This is a genomic window from Leifsonia sp. GW821-FHT13C09 (assembly GCF_058806435.1).
The window spans coordinates 131,366-146,999 of record NZ_JBXAPS010000006.1 but is presented as its reverse complement, the minus strand read 5'-3'; the positions used below and the strand labels follow the sequence as shown (position 1 = coordinate 146,999).

Below are 15,634 nucleotides of genomic sequence, written 5' to 3'. Positions count from 1 at the left end.
GTGCATTCCTGAAGAAGTTCTCCACAACGCGGGCACTCCCTCGGGGACACGACAACGTGCACGCGTATCATGGCGCGCATGACGGCTGACGGACGCAGAAGATGGAAGTGGGCGCCCGCGCTGCTCGGATTCGTGGCACTGAGCGCTGTCGCCGGACTGCTCGCCGCCGCAGCGGTGACGCCCGCCGTCGCCCTCACCGGCTCGGCGGCGGACTCGACCATCAACGTCTTCGACGGCCTCCCCGAGTACATGAAGGTGGAGCCGCTGGCGCAGGCCTCCACGATGTATGCGACCTCCGGCGGCAAGCCGGTGCCGATCGCCACGTTCTACTCGCAGAACCGCGTGGAGGTCGGCTGGGACGCCATCTCGCAGAACCTCAAGGACGCGGCGATCGCGACCGAGGACCCGCGCTTCTACGAGCACGGCGGCGTGGACGTCACCGGAACGATCCGCGGCGCGGTGCTGACCGCGCTGCACAAGTCGGTCCAGGGCGGCTCGTCGATCACGCAGCAGTACGTCAAGAACATCCTGGTGCAGCGCTGTGAGAACGAGCAGCCTGATCCGACCGCGCCCGACGCCGTCCAGAAGAAGCAGTACAAGGCGTACCAGGCCTGCTACAGCGACGCGACCGCCGTCGATCCGGTGCGCAAGCTCAAGGAGATGCGCTACGCGATCGGGCTCGAAAAGGAGTACTCGAAGAACGACATCCTGCAGAGCTATCTGAACATCGCTCTGTTCGGAGGCCGCGTCTACGGCGTCCAGTCCGCGGCCGAATATTACTTCGGGGTTTCGGCGGCGAACATCTCGCTCCCCCAGGCCGCGACGCTGATCGCGATCCTGAACAACCCGGACAACCTCCGTATCGACCAGCCGGACAACAAGGCCAACGGCGCGGCGAACGGCTACGCGGCCACGCTCGCCCGGCGCAACTACGTGCTCGACCGCATGCTCATCAACGGCAAGATCACCAAAGAGGAGCACGACGCCGCGAAGGCGACGAAGATCGAGCCGAAGATCAGCCAGATGCAGAACGGCTGCATGACGGCGCAGCAGTACAACGCGGCGTTCTTCTGCGACTACGTCGAACGCACCATCGAGCAGAGCCCGATCTTCGGCAAGACCGCCGACGAGCGCTCCAGCTTCCTGACGCGCGGCGGCCTCAAGATCTACACGACCCTCAACCTCGACCTCCAATCGCAGGCGCAGCAGGCGGTGTCGTCCTACATCCCGCCGACCAGTCCCAGGCTCGACCTCGGCTCGTCCAACGTGTCCGTGGAGGTCGGCACCGGCCGGATCGTCACGATGGTGCAGAACAGGCCCTACGACAACACCGCGTCGCCCGCCGCGGGGACCACGGCCGTCAACTACAACACGGACAGCGCCTACGGCGGCTCCGAAGGCTTCCAGACCGGCTCGTCGTACAAGGCGTTCGACCTGCTCGAATGGCTGAAGGAGGGTCACACCCTCAACGAGATGGTGAACGGGACGCAGCACGTCTTCCCGCAGACCGCGTTCCACGAGAGCGATCCCTGCAACGACATCGGCGGCTCACCCTGGAACGTCGCGAACGACGAGGGCGAGACGGTGACGTCGACGTCGGTGATGAACGCGACCGCGGCCTCCATCAACTCGATCTTCGCCATGATGGCCACCAAGATCGACCTCTGCGGCATCAAGGAAGGCGCCCAGGCCCTCCTGGTCCACGGCGCCGACGAGGCGACCAACCCGTTCCGCGCGAACCCGTCCTCCGTGCTCGGCACCAACTACATCGCCCCGATCACGATGGCGACGGCGTACGCCGGAATCGCCAACAACGGCAAGGCGTGCAGCCCGATCGCCATCGACAAGGTCACCACCTCCGATGGCGTCGAGCACGCCGTGCCCAAGACCCAGTGCTCGACGACCCCGATCGATCCGGGCGTCGCGGCCGCCGCGATCTACGCCCTGCAGGGCGTGCTGCGCGGAGGCGGCACGGCCGCCTCCGCCAACCCGAACGACGGCGTCCCGATCTTCGGCAAGACCGGAACGACGGACAACTCGGTCGAGAACTGGCTCGTCACCTCCACGACGAAGGTCGCGCAGGCCACCTGGGTGGGCAACATCTCGGGCGGCGTCGCCCTCCGCAGCCAGTCCTTCCAGGGCATCACCGGCGGCAACGTCAAGTTCGCGATCGTCAAGCGCATCCAGACCGCCCTCGACCAGGCGTACGGCGGGACGGCCTTCCCGGCGCCGCCGGCGAAGTACCTGGGGGTGAGCGCGCCGCCGCGGAAGGCGCCGTCCGCGCCGGGCGCGCCGAAGGCGCCGGCGCCACCCGCGCCTGCACCCAACCCAGGGCCCCCGGGCAAGGGCGGCAAGGGCGGCGGCGGACACGGCTGACCTCTCGGCCCCGTCAGGCCGGCCGTCGCGCCGCTGAGCGCTCGGCGACCTCCTTGACGCCCTGGAGCATGGCGACCCAGTTGTCACGGGAGTGCCGGGCGGCCTCGACCGTCGGGTTGTTGTCCTGATCGAGCGTGACGTGGGTCCCCTCGGGCGTCTCGGTCAGCTCGAAGTGGAGGCCGTGGTAGTTCTCGGGGACGTCGGGCAGGCCGCTCAGCGGGCTGAAATGCGTCAGCACGATCCGCCAGGGCTCCTCACGATCCTCCAGCTCGATCACCCGCCCGTGGTCCTCGAAGGTCTTCCCCTGCCACTCGCCCCGCCAGACGATGCGCGAGCCGAGCCGCCAGTCGGAGACGACCTCCGCCCCGAACAGGATCTCGGGATGGGACCCGCTCGACGTCAGCAGGTTCCAGACCTCCCGCCGAGGCGCGCGGATGTCCGCCTCGGCCCTCGCGACGTAGTTCCCCATGGCGCGCCACTCCCGCTCCTGTCGCCGCCTCAGGCGACGTTGTCGCCCATCACACACCTCCCGGCGCGGCGAGCACAACCCCGGGGATCACGCCTGCTCGAAGACCAGCGCCTCCCACGGCTCCACCGAGCCCGACACGCCACGGCCGGCCGAGTCGTCGAGGTTGCCGAGCACGAGATTCGCATTCTCCCAGCCGTCGAGCTCCGCCGGATCGTAGCGCGCAGGCTCGCCGGAGAGGTTGACCAGCACCAGCAGGCGGCGGCCGTCCCGCTCGCGCACGTAGGCGAAGAGCTGCGGATGGTCGGCCAGCACCAGGGTGAAGTCGCCGTCGGCGACGATGTCGGACCGGTGCCGGAGGTCGATCAGCCGGCGGTAGTGGGCGAACACCGAGTCGGGGGCGTGGACCTCCGCGTCCGCGTTCACCAGCACGTAGTCCGGGTTGGGCTCGATCCAGGGCGTTCCCGTCGTGAACCCGGCGGCCGGCGCGACCGACCACTGCATGGGCGTCCGGGCGTTGTCGCGGCTGGTGCGGCGCAACGCAGCCATGACCGCGCCGGCGTCCTGGCCCAGGATGTCGACGGCCTCGGCGTAATGGTTGAGCGTCTCGATGTCGCGGAAGTCGTCGATGGACTCGAACGGCACGTTCGCCATCCCGAGCTCTTCGCCCTGGTAGACGTACGGCGTGCCGCGCATCAGGTGCAGCACGGTGCCGAGCGCCTTCGCCGAGGCGACGCGATGCTCCGGCCGGTCGTCGCCGAACCGGCTGACGACGCGCGGCTGGTCGTGGTTGTTCCAGTAGAGGCTGTTCCAGCCCACGTCGGCGAGGCCTTCCTGCCACTTGGCGAGGTTGCGCTTGAGGTCGAGCACGCTCGCCGGCCGGTCGTCCCACTTGCCGCCGGGTCCGTGGTCGATGTCGACATGCTCGAACTGGAAGACCATGTCCACCTCCGCGCGGGCGGGGTCGGTGAACAGCCGCGCCTGCTCGACGGAGACGCCGGGCATCTCCCCCACGGTGAGGATCCGGTCGGCGCGGCCCGCGAAGACGCGCTCGTGCATCTCATGCAGGAACTCGTGAATGCGCGGCCCCTGACCGAAGAAGGGATAGCCCACCCCGAACAGACTCCCGGGCGGGACCTCGCCGTCAGGGAGCTCGACCACCTTCGAGATGAAGTTGATGACGTCCATCCGGAACCCGTCGACGCCGCGGTCGAGCCACCAGTTCATCATGTCGTAGACGGCCTGGCGGACCTCCGGGTTCTCCCAGTTGAGGTCGGGCTGCTTGCGCGAGAAGAGGTGGAGGTAGTACTCGCCGGTGGCCGGATCGAGCTGCCACGCGGGACCGGAGAAGAACGACCCCCAGTTGTTCGGCTCGGCGCCCTGCGTGCCGGGCTCCCGGCCGTCCCGCGCCGGTCGCCACCAGTACCAGTCGCGCTTCGGGCTGTCGAGCGAGGAGGCCGACTCGATGAACCACGGGTGCTCGTCGGAGGTGTGGTTGACCACCAGGTCCATGACCAGCTTCATGCCGCGCGCGTGCAGCCCGGCCAGCAGTTCGTCGAAATCGTCGAAGGTGCCGAACAGCGGGTCGATCGCGCGGTAGTCGCTGATGTCGTAGCCGTTGTCGTCATGCGGCGACGCGTAGATCGGCGACAGCCAGACCACGTCGACCCCGAGCTCCTGCAGGTAGTCGAGGTGCTGGATGATCCCCCGCAGGTCGCCGATGCCGTCGCCGTCGCTGTCTGCGAAGCTGCGCGGATAGATCTGATAGACGACCGCCGACTTCCACCATGTCTCGCTCACGGGCCCACCTTACCCGCGAGGTCCGGGCGCGCCAGGCCCGCTCGGACCTACCGGGAGCCGAGCAGGACGCGCGCGCCGGTCCGCACCGACTCCCGCGCCGCGAGGCAGACCCGGAGCGCGTCGATCGCGGCTCCCACCGGTGCGCGGGACGGTTCGCTGCCGGTCTCGACACAGTCCAGGAAGTAGCGGGCCTGCGCGGTGAAGGCGTCCCCCGAAGCCCTGGCGAGGGTGTCCGTCCCGCGGTCGCCGACGACCTCCAGCGTGGTGCGGAACGGCGTGCCTGCCGGGAGGTCGGAGACCGCGAGCACCTGCGCCACGCCTCCCGACGCGTACTCGACGGTGAGGGCGACCGGCGTGCCGAAGCCCTCGCCCGGGCCTCGGACGGCGGTGACGGCGACCGGCTCTCCGAGACAGGCGTTGGCCTGGTCGAAGTCGTGGATGGCGAAATCCACGATCATCCCGCCGGAGCGGGACTCGTCCACCAGCCACTCCGCTCCCGCGGGCGCCGCCGACAGGCGCGACGCGAGCACGGCGCGCGGGCGGCCGACCGAGCCCCCGGCCACCCGCGCGGCGAGCGCCGCGTACTCCGGGAAGAAGCGGACGACGTGGGCGACCATGAGGACTCCCGCCGACTGCGCGGCAGAGTCCGCGACCCGCTCGGCGTCGGCGAGGGTGAGGGCTATCGGCTTCTCGAGCAGCACGTTCCTGCCCGCGGCGAGGGCCCGCACGGCGAGATCGGCGTGCGTGGGGGTCGGCGTGCAGATCGAGACGATGTCCGCGTCCGGGTCGGAGAGCGCCTCGTCGAGGGAGGCCGCCCAACGCGCGTCGGCCGCGGCCGGAAGGGCGGGACGCGTGCGCGGCGACACCACCCACCGGACCGGCACGCCGCACGCCGCCCACGCCTGCGCGTGCGCGCGGCCCATCCGGCCGGCGCCGACCACGATCGCCGCGTGCGCCGCGTGCGCCGCGGAGGTTGCGCCGCTCATCGCACCGCGCGGTCGACCTGGGCGGGTTCGAACAGCGCGTCGAGGACCAGCCGCCCGGCGCCGCGGATGCCGGCCTCCTGCTTCGCCACGCTGACCGCGATGTCGAGCTGGTCGGTGATCATGGGCAGGCAGTCGGAGTAGATGGCCGAGCGGACGCCTGCGACGAACGCCTCCGCCTCGCCGAGGATGCCGCCGAGCACCAGCCGCTGCGGGTTGAAGAAGTTCATGATGGTGGCGAGGACGCCGCCGGTGCGGAGGCCCGCCTCCCGCAGCATGAGCGTGGCGAGCGGGTGCGCGTCCCGGGCGAGCGCGAGGACGTCGCGGGTGTCGGCGACGTCCACTCCGGCCTGGCGAAGGGCCTGCACGATGGCCGCGCCTCCGGCGACGGCGTCGAGGCAGCCGACCCGGCCGCAGGAGCACAGCACCTCCGGCGCCCCGGGCACCGTGACATGGCTGATGTCGCCGGCCATGCCGTGATGGCCGCGGTAGACGCCGCCGAAGGCGACGATCCCGCAGCCGATGCTCGAACCCGCTTTGACGAAGACGAGCTGACCGTCGGCCGCCAGCGCGTCCGGCGTCTGGGCGGTGGCGTCGAACTCGCCGAGGGCCATCAGGTTGGCGTCGTTGTCCACGGCGACGGTGAGGCCGGTGCGAGAGGTCAGCGCGGCCGCGACGTCGAGTCCGTTCCAGCCGGGCATCCGCGACGGCGAGACCATCCGGCCGGTGGTGGAGTCGACCGGGCCGGGCAGGCCGATCCCGATGCCCCGCAGTTCCTGGCCAGGCGCGGCGTGCATCGCGCGCAGCTCTTCGGCGCTCGCGGCGATCCAGGCCAGGACGCGGTCGGGTCCCGACCCGATGTCCATCGCCTCGGTGCGGGAGGCCAGCAGGCGCCCGGACAGATCGAACAGCCCGAAGGTGGCGTGGTGCGAGCCGAGGTCGGCCGCAGCGACCACACCCGAGCCGGCGTCGACCTCCAGCGCCCGCGGGCGGCGGCCGCCGTGCGAGACGCCCTCTCCCGCCTCCCGCAGGAAGCCCGCGGCGAGCAGGGCGTCGACGCGCTGCGCGACGGTCGAAGGCGACAGGCCGGTGTGGCGGGCGATGTCGGCGCGGGAGCCGGCACGGCCGGAACGGACGAGGTCGAGGATGCCGCCGGGGGTGGCCGGCGCGTTCCCGGGTGCCGCGATGTTCGTGCCGCTCATGTCAGCGCATCCCCCTTGTTCGCACGCATCCGTCGCGTGCCTGGTCTCGGTTGAGAATACTGTACCGACTTTCTTCGATTTCGAATCAACCAAATTCGAAATTGCAAGAACATGAGTTACTTAGTACGCTCATCGCATCCCGACCGATGACGATACGAGGAACCCGATGGAAACACCGAACGCTCGCCCGATGGTGAGCCTGCGCGGCGTCGACAAGCACTTCGGCGACCTGCACGTCCTCCGCTCGATCGATCTCGATGTCGCGCCCCGCGAGGTGGTCGTGGTCGTCGGGCCGTCCGGCTCCGGGAAGTCGACCCTCTGCCGCTCGATCAACCGGCTGGAGACCATCGACGGCGGCGAGATCCGCGTCGACGGCGCACTGCTCCCCGAAGAGGGCGCCGAGCTGGCCCGGCTCCGCGCCGAGGTCGGCATGGTGTTCCAGTCCTTCAACCTGTTCGCGCACCGCACCGTCCTCGACAACGTCGCCCTCGCGCCGATCAAGGTGCGCAAGGCCAAGAAGGCGGAGGCCGAACGCCAGGCCATGGAACTGCTCGACCGGGTGGGCATCGCCGACAAGGCGGGCAGCCACCCTGCTCAGCTCTCCGGCGGCCAGCAGCAGCGCGCCGCGATCGCCCGTGCGCTCGCGATGCAGCCGAAGGTGATGCTCTTCGACGAGCCCACCAGCGCCCTCGACCCCGAGATGGTCGGCGAGGTGCTCGACGTGATGACCTCCCTGGCCCGCGACGGGATGACGATGATCGTCGTCACCCACGAGATGGGCTTCGCCCGCCGCGCCGCCGACCGCGTCGTCTTCATGGACCACGGGCAGATCGTCGAGCAGGCGACGCCCGCCGAATTCTTCGACTCGCCCCGCACCGAGCGGGCCAAGTCGTTCCTGGCCTCCGTGCTCTCGCACTGACGCCGCCGCACCAACGTTCCACAGCACCACATCGTCCGAACACAGAAAGGGATGCAATGACCCGCAGCACGACCCGCACGCCCCGCCGCCGGGCCGCCTTCGCCGGCGCCCTGCTCGCGGCCGTGACGCTCGCCGTCACCGCCTGCTCCTCCGGCACCTCAGCCCTCCCCGGCGACGGAGCCGGCTCCACGGCCAAGACCGACACGGTCTTCTCCGGCGCCCCCGTCGCCAAGACCGCCGCGATCATCCCCGGCTCCACGATGGAGAAGATCAAGAAGCGCGGCAAGCTCATCGTCGCCGAGGCGCTCGACGCCCCGCTGCTGTCGCAGCAGGACCCGACCGACCCCAGCAAGGTCACCGGCTTCGACGCCGACCTGGCCAAGCTGCTCGCGATCTACATCCTCGGCAAGCCGAACGTGGAGATCGTTCCGCCGGCGTCGGAGACCCGCGAGGCGATGCTGCAGAACGGCACCGTCGATGTCGTCTTCAACACCTACACGATCACCCCGCAGCGCGCGACGCAGGTCGACTTCGCCGGCCCGTACTTCGAGTCCGGCCTGTCGGTCGCAGTCAAGAGCGACAACAAGACCATCAAGAGCGAGAAGGACCTCGACGGCAAGACCGTGATCGTCGGCGCGAACACGCCGGCCGTCACCGAGGTGCCGAAGATCGCCCCGAAGGCCACGGTCACCGCGTTCGGCACCGACCCGGCCGCCGTCCAGGCGCTCATCCAGGGCCGCGGCGACGCCTACGTGCAGGACTACACGCTGCTCGCCAGCGACGCCGCCAGCGAGAAGCAGATCAAGGTGGTCGGCCAGCCGTTCACCAAGGAGCCCTACGGCATCGGCCTCCCGCACGGCGACAGCGACTTCAAGTCGTTCGTCAACACCTGGCTGAAGACCATCCAGAAGGGCGGCCAGTGGGGCCAGGCGTGGAAGACCACGCTCGGCACCGTGACCGACTCGGCCATCCCGACCGCGCCGGAGATCGGCTCGGTCCCGGGTTCCTGACCCGACCCAGAGTTCCCCGGCCGCGAGCCGGGGAACCCCGGCGGGCGGAGCCGGTCGACCGACTCCGCCCGCTCCCCCTCAGACCGTCCTCACGAGTGAGCGAGCGATGAACCCCCTGATCGACAACCTCGGGCCGCTGCTGCAGGCCCTCGGCACGACACTGCTCATGGCGGTCGTGGCCGGCGTCGGCTCGATCGTGCTCGGCGTGCTGGTCACGATCGCGCGCGTGAGCCCCATTCCGGTGCTGCGCGCGGCGGCCTTCCTGTACGTGCAGTTCTTCATCAACGTGCCGCTGCTGGCGCTGCTGCTGCTCGCCGTGTTCGCGCTGCCGGACGCCGGCCTCCTGCTGCCGCTGACGCCGACCGCGATCATCGTCCTCACCGTCTACGAGGCCGCTTATGTCGCCGAGGCGGTGCGCTCCGGCGTCAACACCGTGCCGGTCGGGCAGGTGGAGGCCTCCCGCGCCCTCGGCTTCACGCTGGGCCAGTCGCTGCGGCTCGTCGTCGTGCCGCAGGCGCTGCGCGCGGTGGTGCAACCGATCGGCAACGTGATGATCGCCCTCGCGATGAACACCGCCCTCGCCGCCGCCGTGGGCGTCGTGGAGCTGACCGCCGAGGTGAACAAGATCAACCTCGTCGCGGCGCAACCCATCCTGATCTTCTCCAGCGCGGGAATCCTCTACATGGCCATCGCGCTGGCCATCGGCCTGGCCGCCGGCTGGGTGGAGCGGAAGGTGGCGATCGCCCGATGACCGCACAGCTCATCCCCGACCGTCCCGCGCCGGTGCGCGCCGGACGTGCGAAGCGTCCGCGGAAGGCATATGCCGCCGCGTTCATGTACGACGTGCCGGGGCCGCGCGGGCGCCGCAACATCCTGATCGGCACCGTGCTCAGCTGCCTCGTCATCGCCGGGCTGCTCGGCTACGGCCTCTGGCAGTTCGGGTCGCACGGGCAGCTCGCGCCGGAGCGCTGGGCGCCGTTCACGGAGTGGCCGATCTGGAACTACCTGCTGGTCGGGCTGCTCGGAACCCTGGAGGCCGCCGCGATCGTCGCCGTGCTCGGCGGCGCGCTCGGCGTGCTGCTCGCGCTCGGCCGGATCAGCCGGCTGCGCGCGGTACGGTTCCTCTGCGGCCTGTACATCGAGATCGCCCGCACGGTCCCCGTGCTGCTGGTGATCTACCTGATGCTCTTCGGCCTCCCGCAGCTCGGGATCAACCTCCCGGTGCTGTGGAAGCTGGCCGTCCCGCTGACGATCGCCAACTCGGCCGTGTTCGCCGAGATCGTGCGCGCCGGCATCCTGAGCCTCCCCCGCGGTCAACGCGAGGCGGCGCTCAGCCTCGGGATGCGGCCGGGCCAGGCGATGCGCTTCGTGGTGCTCCCGCAGGCGGCGCGGAACGTCGCGCCGTCGCTCGTCACGCAGTTCGTCAGCCTCCTGAAGGACACGTCGCTCGGCTACATCGTGGCGTTCACGGAGCTGCTCTACCGCGGCCAGGTGCTCGCGTCGTACCTGCATCTGCTCATCCCGACCTACGTCGCCGTGACGGTCATCTACCTGGTCGTCAACGGCAGCCTCTCGGCGTTCGCCTCCCGCCTGCAGCGCGGACCCCGGCGGCGCGTCTCCGCACAACCCGCGCTTCCGGCCCTGCCGGCCGCCCAGCACCAGGAAGAGACCCATGTCTAGCACCGCCACCGTCACTTCCCACACCGTGCCCGGTCTCGCCGAGCTCGCCGCCGTCCGCCGCTCCGGGCTGATCGAGAGCCGGCACTTCGGTAGCCTCGTGGCGCTGGATCCGGACGGCGGGACGCTGCTGGAGCTGGGCGACCCGGACGCGGTGGTCCTCCCCCGGAGCACGGTCAAGCCGCTGCAGGCGCTCGCGTGCCTCACCGCGGGCGCGCCGCTCGCCGGGCCGTCGCTGGCGATCGCGGCGGGGAGCCACACCGGGGAGGACGAGCATGTGCGCGTCGTCCGCGACATCCTGGCGGCGGCCGGCGTCGACGAGTCGGCGCTGTGCTGCCCGGTCGACCGGCCGGAGGACGAGGGCACCTTCGAGCGGATGATCGGCGCCGGGGAGCCGCGCACGCGCATCCGGATGAACTGCTCCGGCAAGCACGCGGCCATGCTGCTGGCCGCGGCCGTGAACGGCTGGCCGACGGACGGCTACCTCGACCCGGCGCATCCGGTCCAGCAGCACGTGCGCGAGACGATGGCCGAGCTGACCGGCGTTCCGGTCGGGCACGACGCGATCGACGGGTGCGGCGCGCCGCTGTTCGGGACGACCGTGCGCGGGGTCGCACGGTCGTTCGGCCGGCTCGTCACCGCCGCGCCGGGCACGCCGTCGCGCGCGGTCGCGGACGCGATGCGCGCGCACCCGTTCTACGTGGGCGGCAGCGGGCACCAGAACTCGACGCTGATGGAGACGGTCCCCGGCGCGCTGGCCAAGGGCGGTGCGGAGGGCGTGATCGGGGTCGCGGCGGCCGACGGGACCGCGGTGGCGATGAAGATCGTGGACGGCAGCCCACGCGCGACGACGCTGATCGCGCTCCGCGTGCTGGAGGCGCTGGGCACGGATGTCTCCGGCGCGGGATCACTGGTCGACCTCCCTGTTCTCGGCGGCGGCGTGCCGGTCGGGCGGATCGAGGTCGGGGCCGACCTGGCGGCGGCGCTGGAGCGCGTCGCGTGAGCGGAGTGCTGGTCGAGATCTGCCTCGAGGATCTCGCCGGCGTCCGCCTTGCCGAGGACGCGGGCGCCGACCGCATCGAGCTGTGCAGCGCGCTGTCCGACGGCGGCCTGACCCCGTCGATCGGCACCGTGGCGACCGCCCTCCGGCTCTCGGCGCGGATGGGGATCAACGTCCTCGTCCGCCAGCGGGCCGGCGACTTCGTGTTCGACGCCGACGAGCTCGCCGCGATGGTGGCCGACATCCACGCGGTGCGGGCGCTGCCCAACCCGCAGGGTCTGGCGGTCGGCTTCGTGATCGGCGCTCTGCGGCCGGACGGGTCGGTGGACCTGGACGCGGCCCGCGCGCTGGTCGCGGCGTGCGGGGACGCGCCGGTCACCTTCCACAAGGCTTTCGACCAGGTGCCGGACCGCGCCAAGGCCTTGGAGGAGCTGGCCGCACTCGGGGTGGCGCGCATCCTCACCTCCGGCGGTGCGGCCTCCACGGTGGAGGGCGCCGACGAGTTGGCCGCTCTCGTGGCCCAGGCGGGGGAGCGGATCGTGGTGCTCGCCGGCGGCGGGGTCCGGCCCGGGAACGTGGCCGAGCTGGTACGCCGGACCGGTGTGCGGGAGGTGCACCTGCGGGCGGCCGCGACGGCGCCGAGCGGTTCGCTCGCGACGAGCGCCTACGACCCGGGACACCGGCAGGTGACGTCCCAGGCGATGGTCGCGGCCGTCGTCGCGGCGGCGCGGGAGGCCGCGGCATGAGCGGGACGGCCGTGACGGCCGCGCTCGCGGACGAGCAGGGCGACGGCGGTCCGACCCCGGAGCCCGGAGCGCCCGTCGTGCTCGCGGTCGACCTCGGCGGAACCGCGATGAAGGGCGCCGTCGTGGCCGAGGGCGGCGCCGTGGTCGCCGAACTCACCCGGCCCACGCCCGGCAGCGCCATCCTCGACGCGCTCGTGGCGCTGTTCCACGACCTCCGGGGCGTCGCCGGCGCCACGCGGCTCGACGTCGTCGGCGCCGGGGTGGCCACTCCCGGGATGCTCGACGAGCAGCGCGGCATCGTCCACTACGCGTCCAACCTGGACTGGAGGGAGGTCCCGCTGCACGACATCCTCCAGGGCGAGCTGCGCCTGCCGGTGGCGGTCGGCCACGACGTGCGCGCGGCCGGGCTGGCCGAGCGCACCTTCGGCGCCGCCCAGGGCTCCGACGACTTCGTCCTCGTCCCGATCGGCACCGGCGTCGCCGCGGCGCTCGTGACCGCGGGCGACACCATCACCGGCGCGACCGGCGCGGCGGGCGAGTTCGGGCACATCCCCGTGATCGCCGGCGGCGAGCAGTGCACCTGCGGCCAGCGCGGCTGCCTGGAGGTCTACATGTCCGGCGCCGGCGTCGCGCGCCGCTACCGGGAGGCCGGCGGCGCGGCTCTCAGCACACGGCGGATCGTGGCGCGGCTCGGCAGCGACCCGCTCGCGGACCGGATCTGGGGTGAGGCCGTCGACGTGCTCGCCCAGGGCCTCACCATCCTCACCCTGCTGCTCGACCCCAAGGTGATCGTGCTGGGCGGCGGCGTCTCGCACGCGGGCGACGCACTGTTCGACCCGCTGGAGCGCGCGGTGTCGGCAGGGCTCGCCTGGCGGGAGCGGCCGGCGATCGTGCGCAGCGGCCTCGGCGGCGACGCCGGGCGGGCGGGCGCGGGCCTGCTCGCGTTCACCGCCGCACGCTAGCGCCGCCGCGCCGCCGCGCACATTCGTGCCGAATGTCGCCAATGGCGCCGCCAAAGTCGACAGTCGTGAGGAATGCAGACACCCTCACCCCGCGCTGCGCGCTGCCGCAGACATTCGTGCCGAATGTCGCGAGTCCCGCCGCTGAAGTCGACATTACGTACGAATGTCGCGCGCTCGCACTGCCGCGTGCTGCCCTGCGGGCGCCCGCGGATTCGTGCCGAATGTCGCGAATGGCCAGGCGAGAGTCGCGATTCGTGCCGAACGCTCGCGTCGCGCGGGCGGCCCCGCGGGCCGGCGCGTTGGGTAGCCTGGTGGGATGCTCACCCCGCCGATCACCGCGAAGAAGCCGACCGAGCGCAGCCACCACGGCGACGTGGTCGTCGACGACTACGAGTGGCTGCGCGACAAGGACGATCCGGCGGTCATCGCTCACCTCCACGAGGAGAACGCGTACACGAACGCGCGCACCGAGAAGCTCGCCGTGCTGCGCGAGCAGATCTTCGACGAGATCAAGTCCCGCACCCGGGAGACCGACCTGAGCGTCCCCACCCGCGAGGGCGACTGGTGGTACTACACACGCACCGTCGAGGGCAAGCAGTACGGCATCCACTGCCGCGCGCCCATCGCCGGCCCCGACGACTGGGAGCCGCCGGCGCTGGACGAGCACGCGCAGCAGCACGGCCTCCCGGGCGAGCAGGTCCTGCTCGACGACAACGCGGAGGCGGAGGGGCACGACTTCTACGCGCTCGGCAGTTTCGACGTCAGCGCCGACGGCAGCCGGCTGCTCTACGGCGTCGACACCGAGGGCGACGAGCGATACACCGTCCGGGTGCGGTCGCTGGTGGACGACGGCGCGACGTTCCCCGACGAGATCGCCGGCACAGGAGCCGGCGCGCTCTTCGACCCGAGCGGCGAGTACATCTTCTACACGACCGTGGACGACGCCTGGCGGCCGGACACTGTGTGGCGGCACCGGGTCGGCCAGGCCCCGGACGGCGAAACCGACGCGCAGGTCTTCCACGAGCCCGATGAGAAGTACTGGGTGGGCGTCGGCCTCACCCGCAGCCGGCGGTTTCTGGTCATCGAGGCCGGCTCCAACATCACCAGCGAGAGCCGGCTGCTGGACGCGGGTGACCCGACGGGCGAGTTCCGGGTCGTCTGGCCGCGCAAAGAGGGAGTGGAGTACGACATCGAGCACGTCGTCGCCGGCGGGCGCGACCGGCTGCTCATCGTCCACAACGACGGGGCTGTCAACTTCGAGCTGGTGAGCGTCGCGGCCGACGACCCGCAGGGGCCGCGCCGCACGCTGCTCCCCCACGACCCGGCCGTGCGCATCGAAGGGGTGGACGCGTTCCGCGACTTCGTCGCGCTCGAGTACCGCCGCGAGGGGATGACGCGGCTCGCGGTCGCGTGCCTGCCCGCACCGACCGAGGGCAGCCTGGCGGGCGAGGTGGATGACGTCCTCCACGAGCTGCACTTCGACGAGGAGCTGTTCACGGTCGGCGCGGGCGGCAACCCGGAGTGGACGCAGCCGTTCCTCCGCCTCGGTTACGGCAGCTTCGTCACCCCGTCGAGCGTCTACGACTACGACGTGCGGACCCGCGAACTCACCCTGCGCAAGCAGCAGCCGGTCCTCGGCGAGTTCGAGCCTGAGCTGTTCGAGCAGCGCAGGGAGTGGGCAACGGCGGAGGACGGCACGCGCATCCCGATCTCGCTCGTCTACCGGCGCGACCTGGTCACACCCGGCGAGCCGGCGCCGCTCGTGCTCTACGGGTACGGCTCCTACGAGGCGAGCATGGACCCGTCGTTCGGCATCCCGCGCCTCAGCCTGCTCGACCGCGGAGTGGTGTACGCGATCGCGCACGTGCGCGGGGGCGGGGAGCTCGGGAGGCTCTGGTACGAGCACGGCAAGAAGCTGCACAAGAAGAACACGTTCACCGACTTCGTCGCGGCCGCGAAGCACCTGGTCGACCAGGGCTGGACGACGCCGTCGCAGCTCGCCGCGCAGGGCGGCAGCGCGGGCGGCCTCCTGATGGGCGCGGTCGCCAACCTCGCGCCGCGGCTGTTCGCTGGCGTGCTGGCGGAGGTGCCCTTCGTGGACCCGCTGACGACGATCCTCGACCCGTCGCTGCCGTTGACGGTGATCGAGTGGGACGAGTGGGGCGACCCGCTGCACGACGAGGACGTGTACTACTACATGAAGTCGTACGCGCCGGTGGAGAACATCCACCGCACCACGTACCCGCGCATCCTCGCCGTCACCAGCCTCAACGACACCCGCGTGCTGTACGTCGAGCCGGCGAAGTGGGTGGCGAAGCTGCGCGAGGTCGGCGCCGACGCGCTGCTCAAGACCGAGATTGCGGCGGGCCATGGCGGGGTGTCGGGGCGGTACGCCGCGTGGCGCGAGCGCGCATTCTCACTGGCGTGGCTGCTGGACGTGGTGGGGGCGCACCCGACCGGGGAGTAGCGCGCAACGGAGGAGATCGGGGCCGA

13 protein-coding genes are annotated in these 15,634 nt (G+C 71.3%); 9 read left to right on the top strand and 4 right to left on the bottom strand.

Going from position 1 to position 15,634, the window contains the following annotated elements:
- The first annotated feature begins 78 nt into the window (after positions 1–78).
- Positions 79–2,376: a transglycosylase domain-containing protein gene (locus AC1ROW_RS18100; RefSeq protein ID WP_493020403.1), complete on the top strand. Its 2,298-nt coding sequence runs from the start codon at positions 79–81 to the stop codon at positions 2,374–2,376.
- Positions 2,377–2,389: 13 nt separating this feature from the next.
- Here the strand turns inward: AC1ROW_RS18100 and AC1ROW_RS18095 are convergent, their stop codons facing one another.
- The 4 genes from AC1ROW_RS18095 to AC1ROW_RS18080 all read right to left on the bottom strand — a co-directional run bounded on the left by AC1ROW_RS18095 (position 2,390) and on the right by AC1ROW_RS18080 (position 6,827).
- Positions 2,390–2,845: an SRPBCC family protein gene (locus AC1ROW_RS18095; RefSeq protein WP_493020401.1), complete on the bottom strand. Its 456-nt coding sequence runs from the start codon at positions 2,843–2,845 to the stop codon at positions 2,390–2,392.
- Between the two features lie 87 nt (positions 2,846–2,932).
- Positions 2,933–4,642 (bottom strand): glycoside hydrolase family 13 protein, encoded by a 1,710-nt coding sequence (locus tag AC1ROW_RS18090; RefSeq protein WP_493020399.1) that lies wholly within the window; start codon positions 4,640–4,642, stop codon positions 2,933–2,935.
- Positions 4,643–4,689: 47 nt separating this feature from the next.
- A complete protein-coding gene (locus AC1ROW_RS18085; RefSeq protein WP_493020397.1) occupies positions 4,690–5,628 on the bottom strand; it encodes a Gfo/Idh/MocA family protein in 939 nt (312 codons plus the stop codon).
- The gene (locus tag AC1ROW_RS18080) at positions 5,625–6,827 is read right to left on the bottom strand and encodes an ROK family protein (protein ID WP_493020395.1); all 1,203 of its coding nucleotides are present in this window, start codon (positions 6,825–6,827) and stop codon (positions 5,625–5,627) included. Before AC1ROW_RS18080 ends, AC1ROW_RS18085 begins: the two co-directional genes overlap by 4 nt.
- 166 nt (positions 6,828–6,993) lie before the next feature.
- Here AC1ROW_RS18080 and AC1ROW_RS18075 point away from each other — a divergent pair, with 166 nt between their 5' ends.
- The 8 genes from AC1ROW_RS18075 (at position 6,994) to AC1ROW_RS18040 (ending at position 15,608) form a co-directional block, all read left to right on the top strand.
- Positions 6,994–7,746: an amino acid ABC transporter ATP-binding protein gene (locus AC1ROW_RS18075; RefSeq protein ID WP_493020393.1), complete on the top strand. Its 753-nt coding sequence runs from the start codon at positions 6,994–6,996 to the stop codon at positions 7,744–7,746.
- Positions 7,747–7,802: 56 nt separating this feature from the next.
- Positions 7,803–8,756, top strand: coding sequence for a glutamate ABC transporter substrate-binding protein (locus AC1ROW_RS18070; RefSeq protein WP_493020391.1), 954 nt, complete (start codon positions 7,803–7,805; stop codon positions 8,754–8,756).
- A gap of 106 nt (positions 8,757–8,862) precedes the next feature.
- A complete protein-coding gene (locus AC1ROW_RS18065; RefSeq protein WP_493020389.1) occupies positions 8,863–9,507 on the top strand; it encodes an amino acid ABC transporter permease in 645 nt (214 codons plus the stop codon).
- Positions 9,504–10,436 (top strand): amino acid ABC transporter permease, encoded by a 933-nt coding sequence (locus tag AC1ROW_RS18060; protein WP_493020387.1) that lies wholly within the window; start codon positions 9,504–9,506, stop codon positions 10,434–10,436. Before AC1ROW_RS18065 ends, AC1ROW_RS18060 begins: the two co-directional genes overlap by 4 nt.
- The gene (locus AC1ROW_RS18055; protein WP_493020385.1) at positions 10,429–11,436 is read left to right on the top strand and encodes an asparaginase; all 1,008 of its coding nucleotides are present in this window, start codon (positions 10,429–10,431) and stop codon (positions 11,434–11,436) included. Before AC1ROW_RS18060 ends, AC1ROW_RS18055 begins: the two co-directional genes overlap by 8 nt.
- Complete coding sequence (locus tag AC1ROW_RS18050; RefSeq protein ID WP_493020383.1) at positions 11,433–12,179, top strand: copper homeostasis protein CutC; 747 nt, start codon at positions 11,433–11,435, stop codon at positions 12,177–12,179. The genes AC1ROW_RS18055 and AC1ROW_RS18050 overlap by 4 nt, the downstream gene beginning before the upstream one ends.
- The gene (locus AC1ROW_RS18045; RefSeq protein WP_493020381.1) at positions 12,176–13,141 is read left to right on the top strand and encodes an ROK family protein; all 966 of its coding nucleotides are present in this window, start codon (positions 12,176–12,178) and stop codon (positions 13,139–13,141) included. Before AC1ROW_RS18050 ends, AC1ROW_RS18045 begins: the two co-directional genes overlap by 4 nt.
- Before the next feature lie 316 nt (positions 13,142–13,457).
- Positions 13,458–15,608, top strand: coding sequence for a S9 family peptidase (locus AC1ROW_RS18040; RefSeq protein ID WP_493020379.1), 2,151 nt, complete (start codon positions 13,458–13,460; stop codon positions 15,606–15,608).
- Positions 15,609–15,634: the final 26 nt, after the last annotated feature.

Excerpts from the sequence above, each read along its gene's own strand:
- AC1ROW_RS18080 (WP_493020395.1), bottom strand. The coding sequence starts at position 6,827 with ATGAGCGGCACGAACATCGCGGCACCCGGGAACGCGCCGGCCACCCCC.
- AC1ROW_RS18095 (WP_493020401.1), bottom strand. The coding sequence starts at position 2,845 with ATGGGGAACTACGTCGCGAGGGCCGAGGCGGACATCCGCGCGCCTCGG.
- AC1ROW_RS18065 (WP_493020389.1), top strand. The coding sequence starts at position 8,863 with ATGAACCCCCTGATCGACAACCTCGGGCCGCTGCTGCAGGCCCTCGGC.
- AC1ROW_RS18040 (WP_493020379.1), top strand. The coding sequence starts at position 13,458 with ATGCTCACCCCGCCGATCACCGCGAAGAAGCCGACCGAGCGCAGCCAC.
- AC1ROW_RS18060 (WP_493020387.1), top strand. The coding sequence starts at position 9,504 with ATGACCGCACAGCTCATCCCCGACCGTCCCGCGCCGGTGCGCGCCGGA.
- AC1ROW_RS18075 (WP_493020393.1), top strand. The coding sequence starts at position 6,994 with ATGGAAACACCGAACGCTCGCCCGATGGTGAGCCTGCGCGGCGTCGAC.
- AC1ROW_RS18085 (WP_493020397.1), bottom strand. The coding sequence starts at position 5,628 with ATGAGCGGCGCAACCTCCGCGGCGCACGCGGCGCACGCGGCGATCGTG.
- AC1ROW_RS18045 (WP_493020381.1), top strand. The coding sequence starts at position 12,176 with ATGAGCGGGACGGCCGTGACGGCCGCGCTCGCGGACGAGCAGGGCGAC.
- AC1ROW_RS18100 (WP_493020403.1), top strand. The coding sequence starts at position 79 with ATGACGGCTGACGGACGCAGAAGATGGAAGTGGGCGCCCGCGCTGCTC.
- AC1ROW_RS18070 (WP_493020391.1), top strand. The coding sequence starts at position 7,803 with ATGACCCGCAGCACGACCCGCACGCCCCGCCGCCGGGCCGCCTTCGCC.
- AC1ROW_RS18055 (WP_493020385.1), top strand. The coding sequence starts at position 10,429 with ATGTCTAGCACCGCCACCGTCACTTCCCACACCGTGCCCGGTCTCGCC.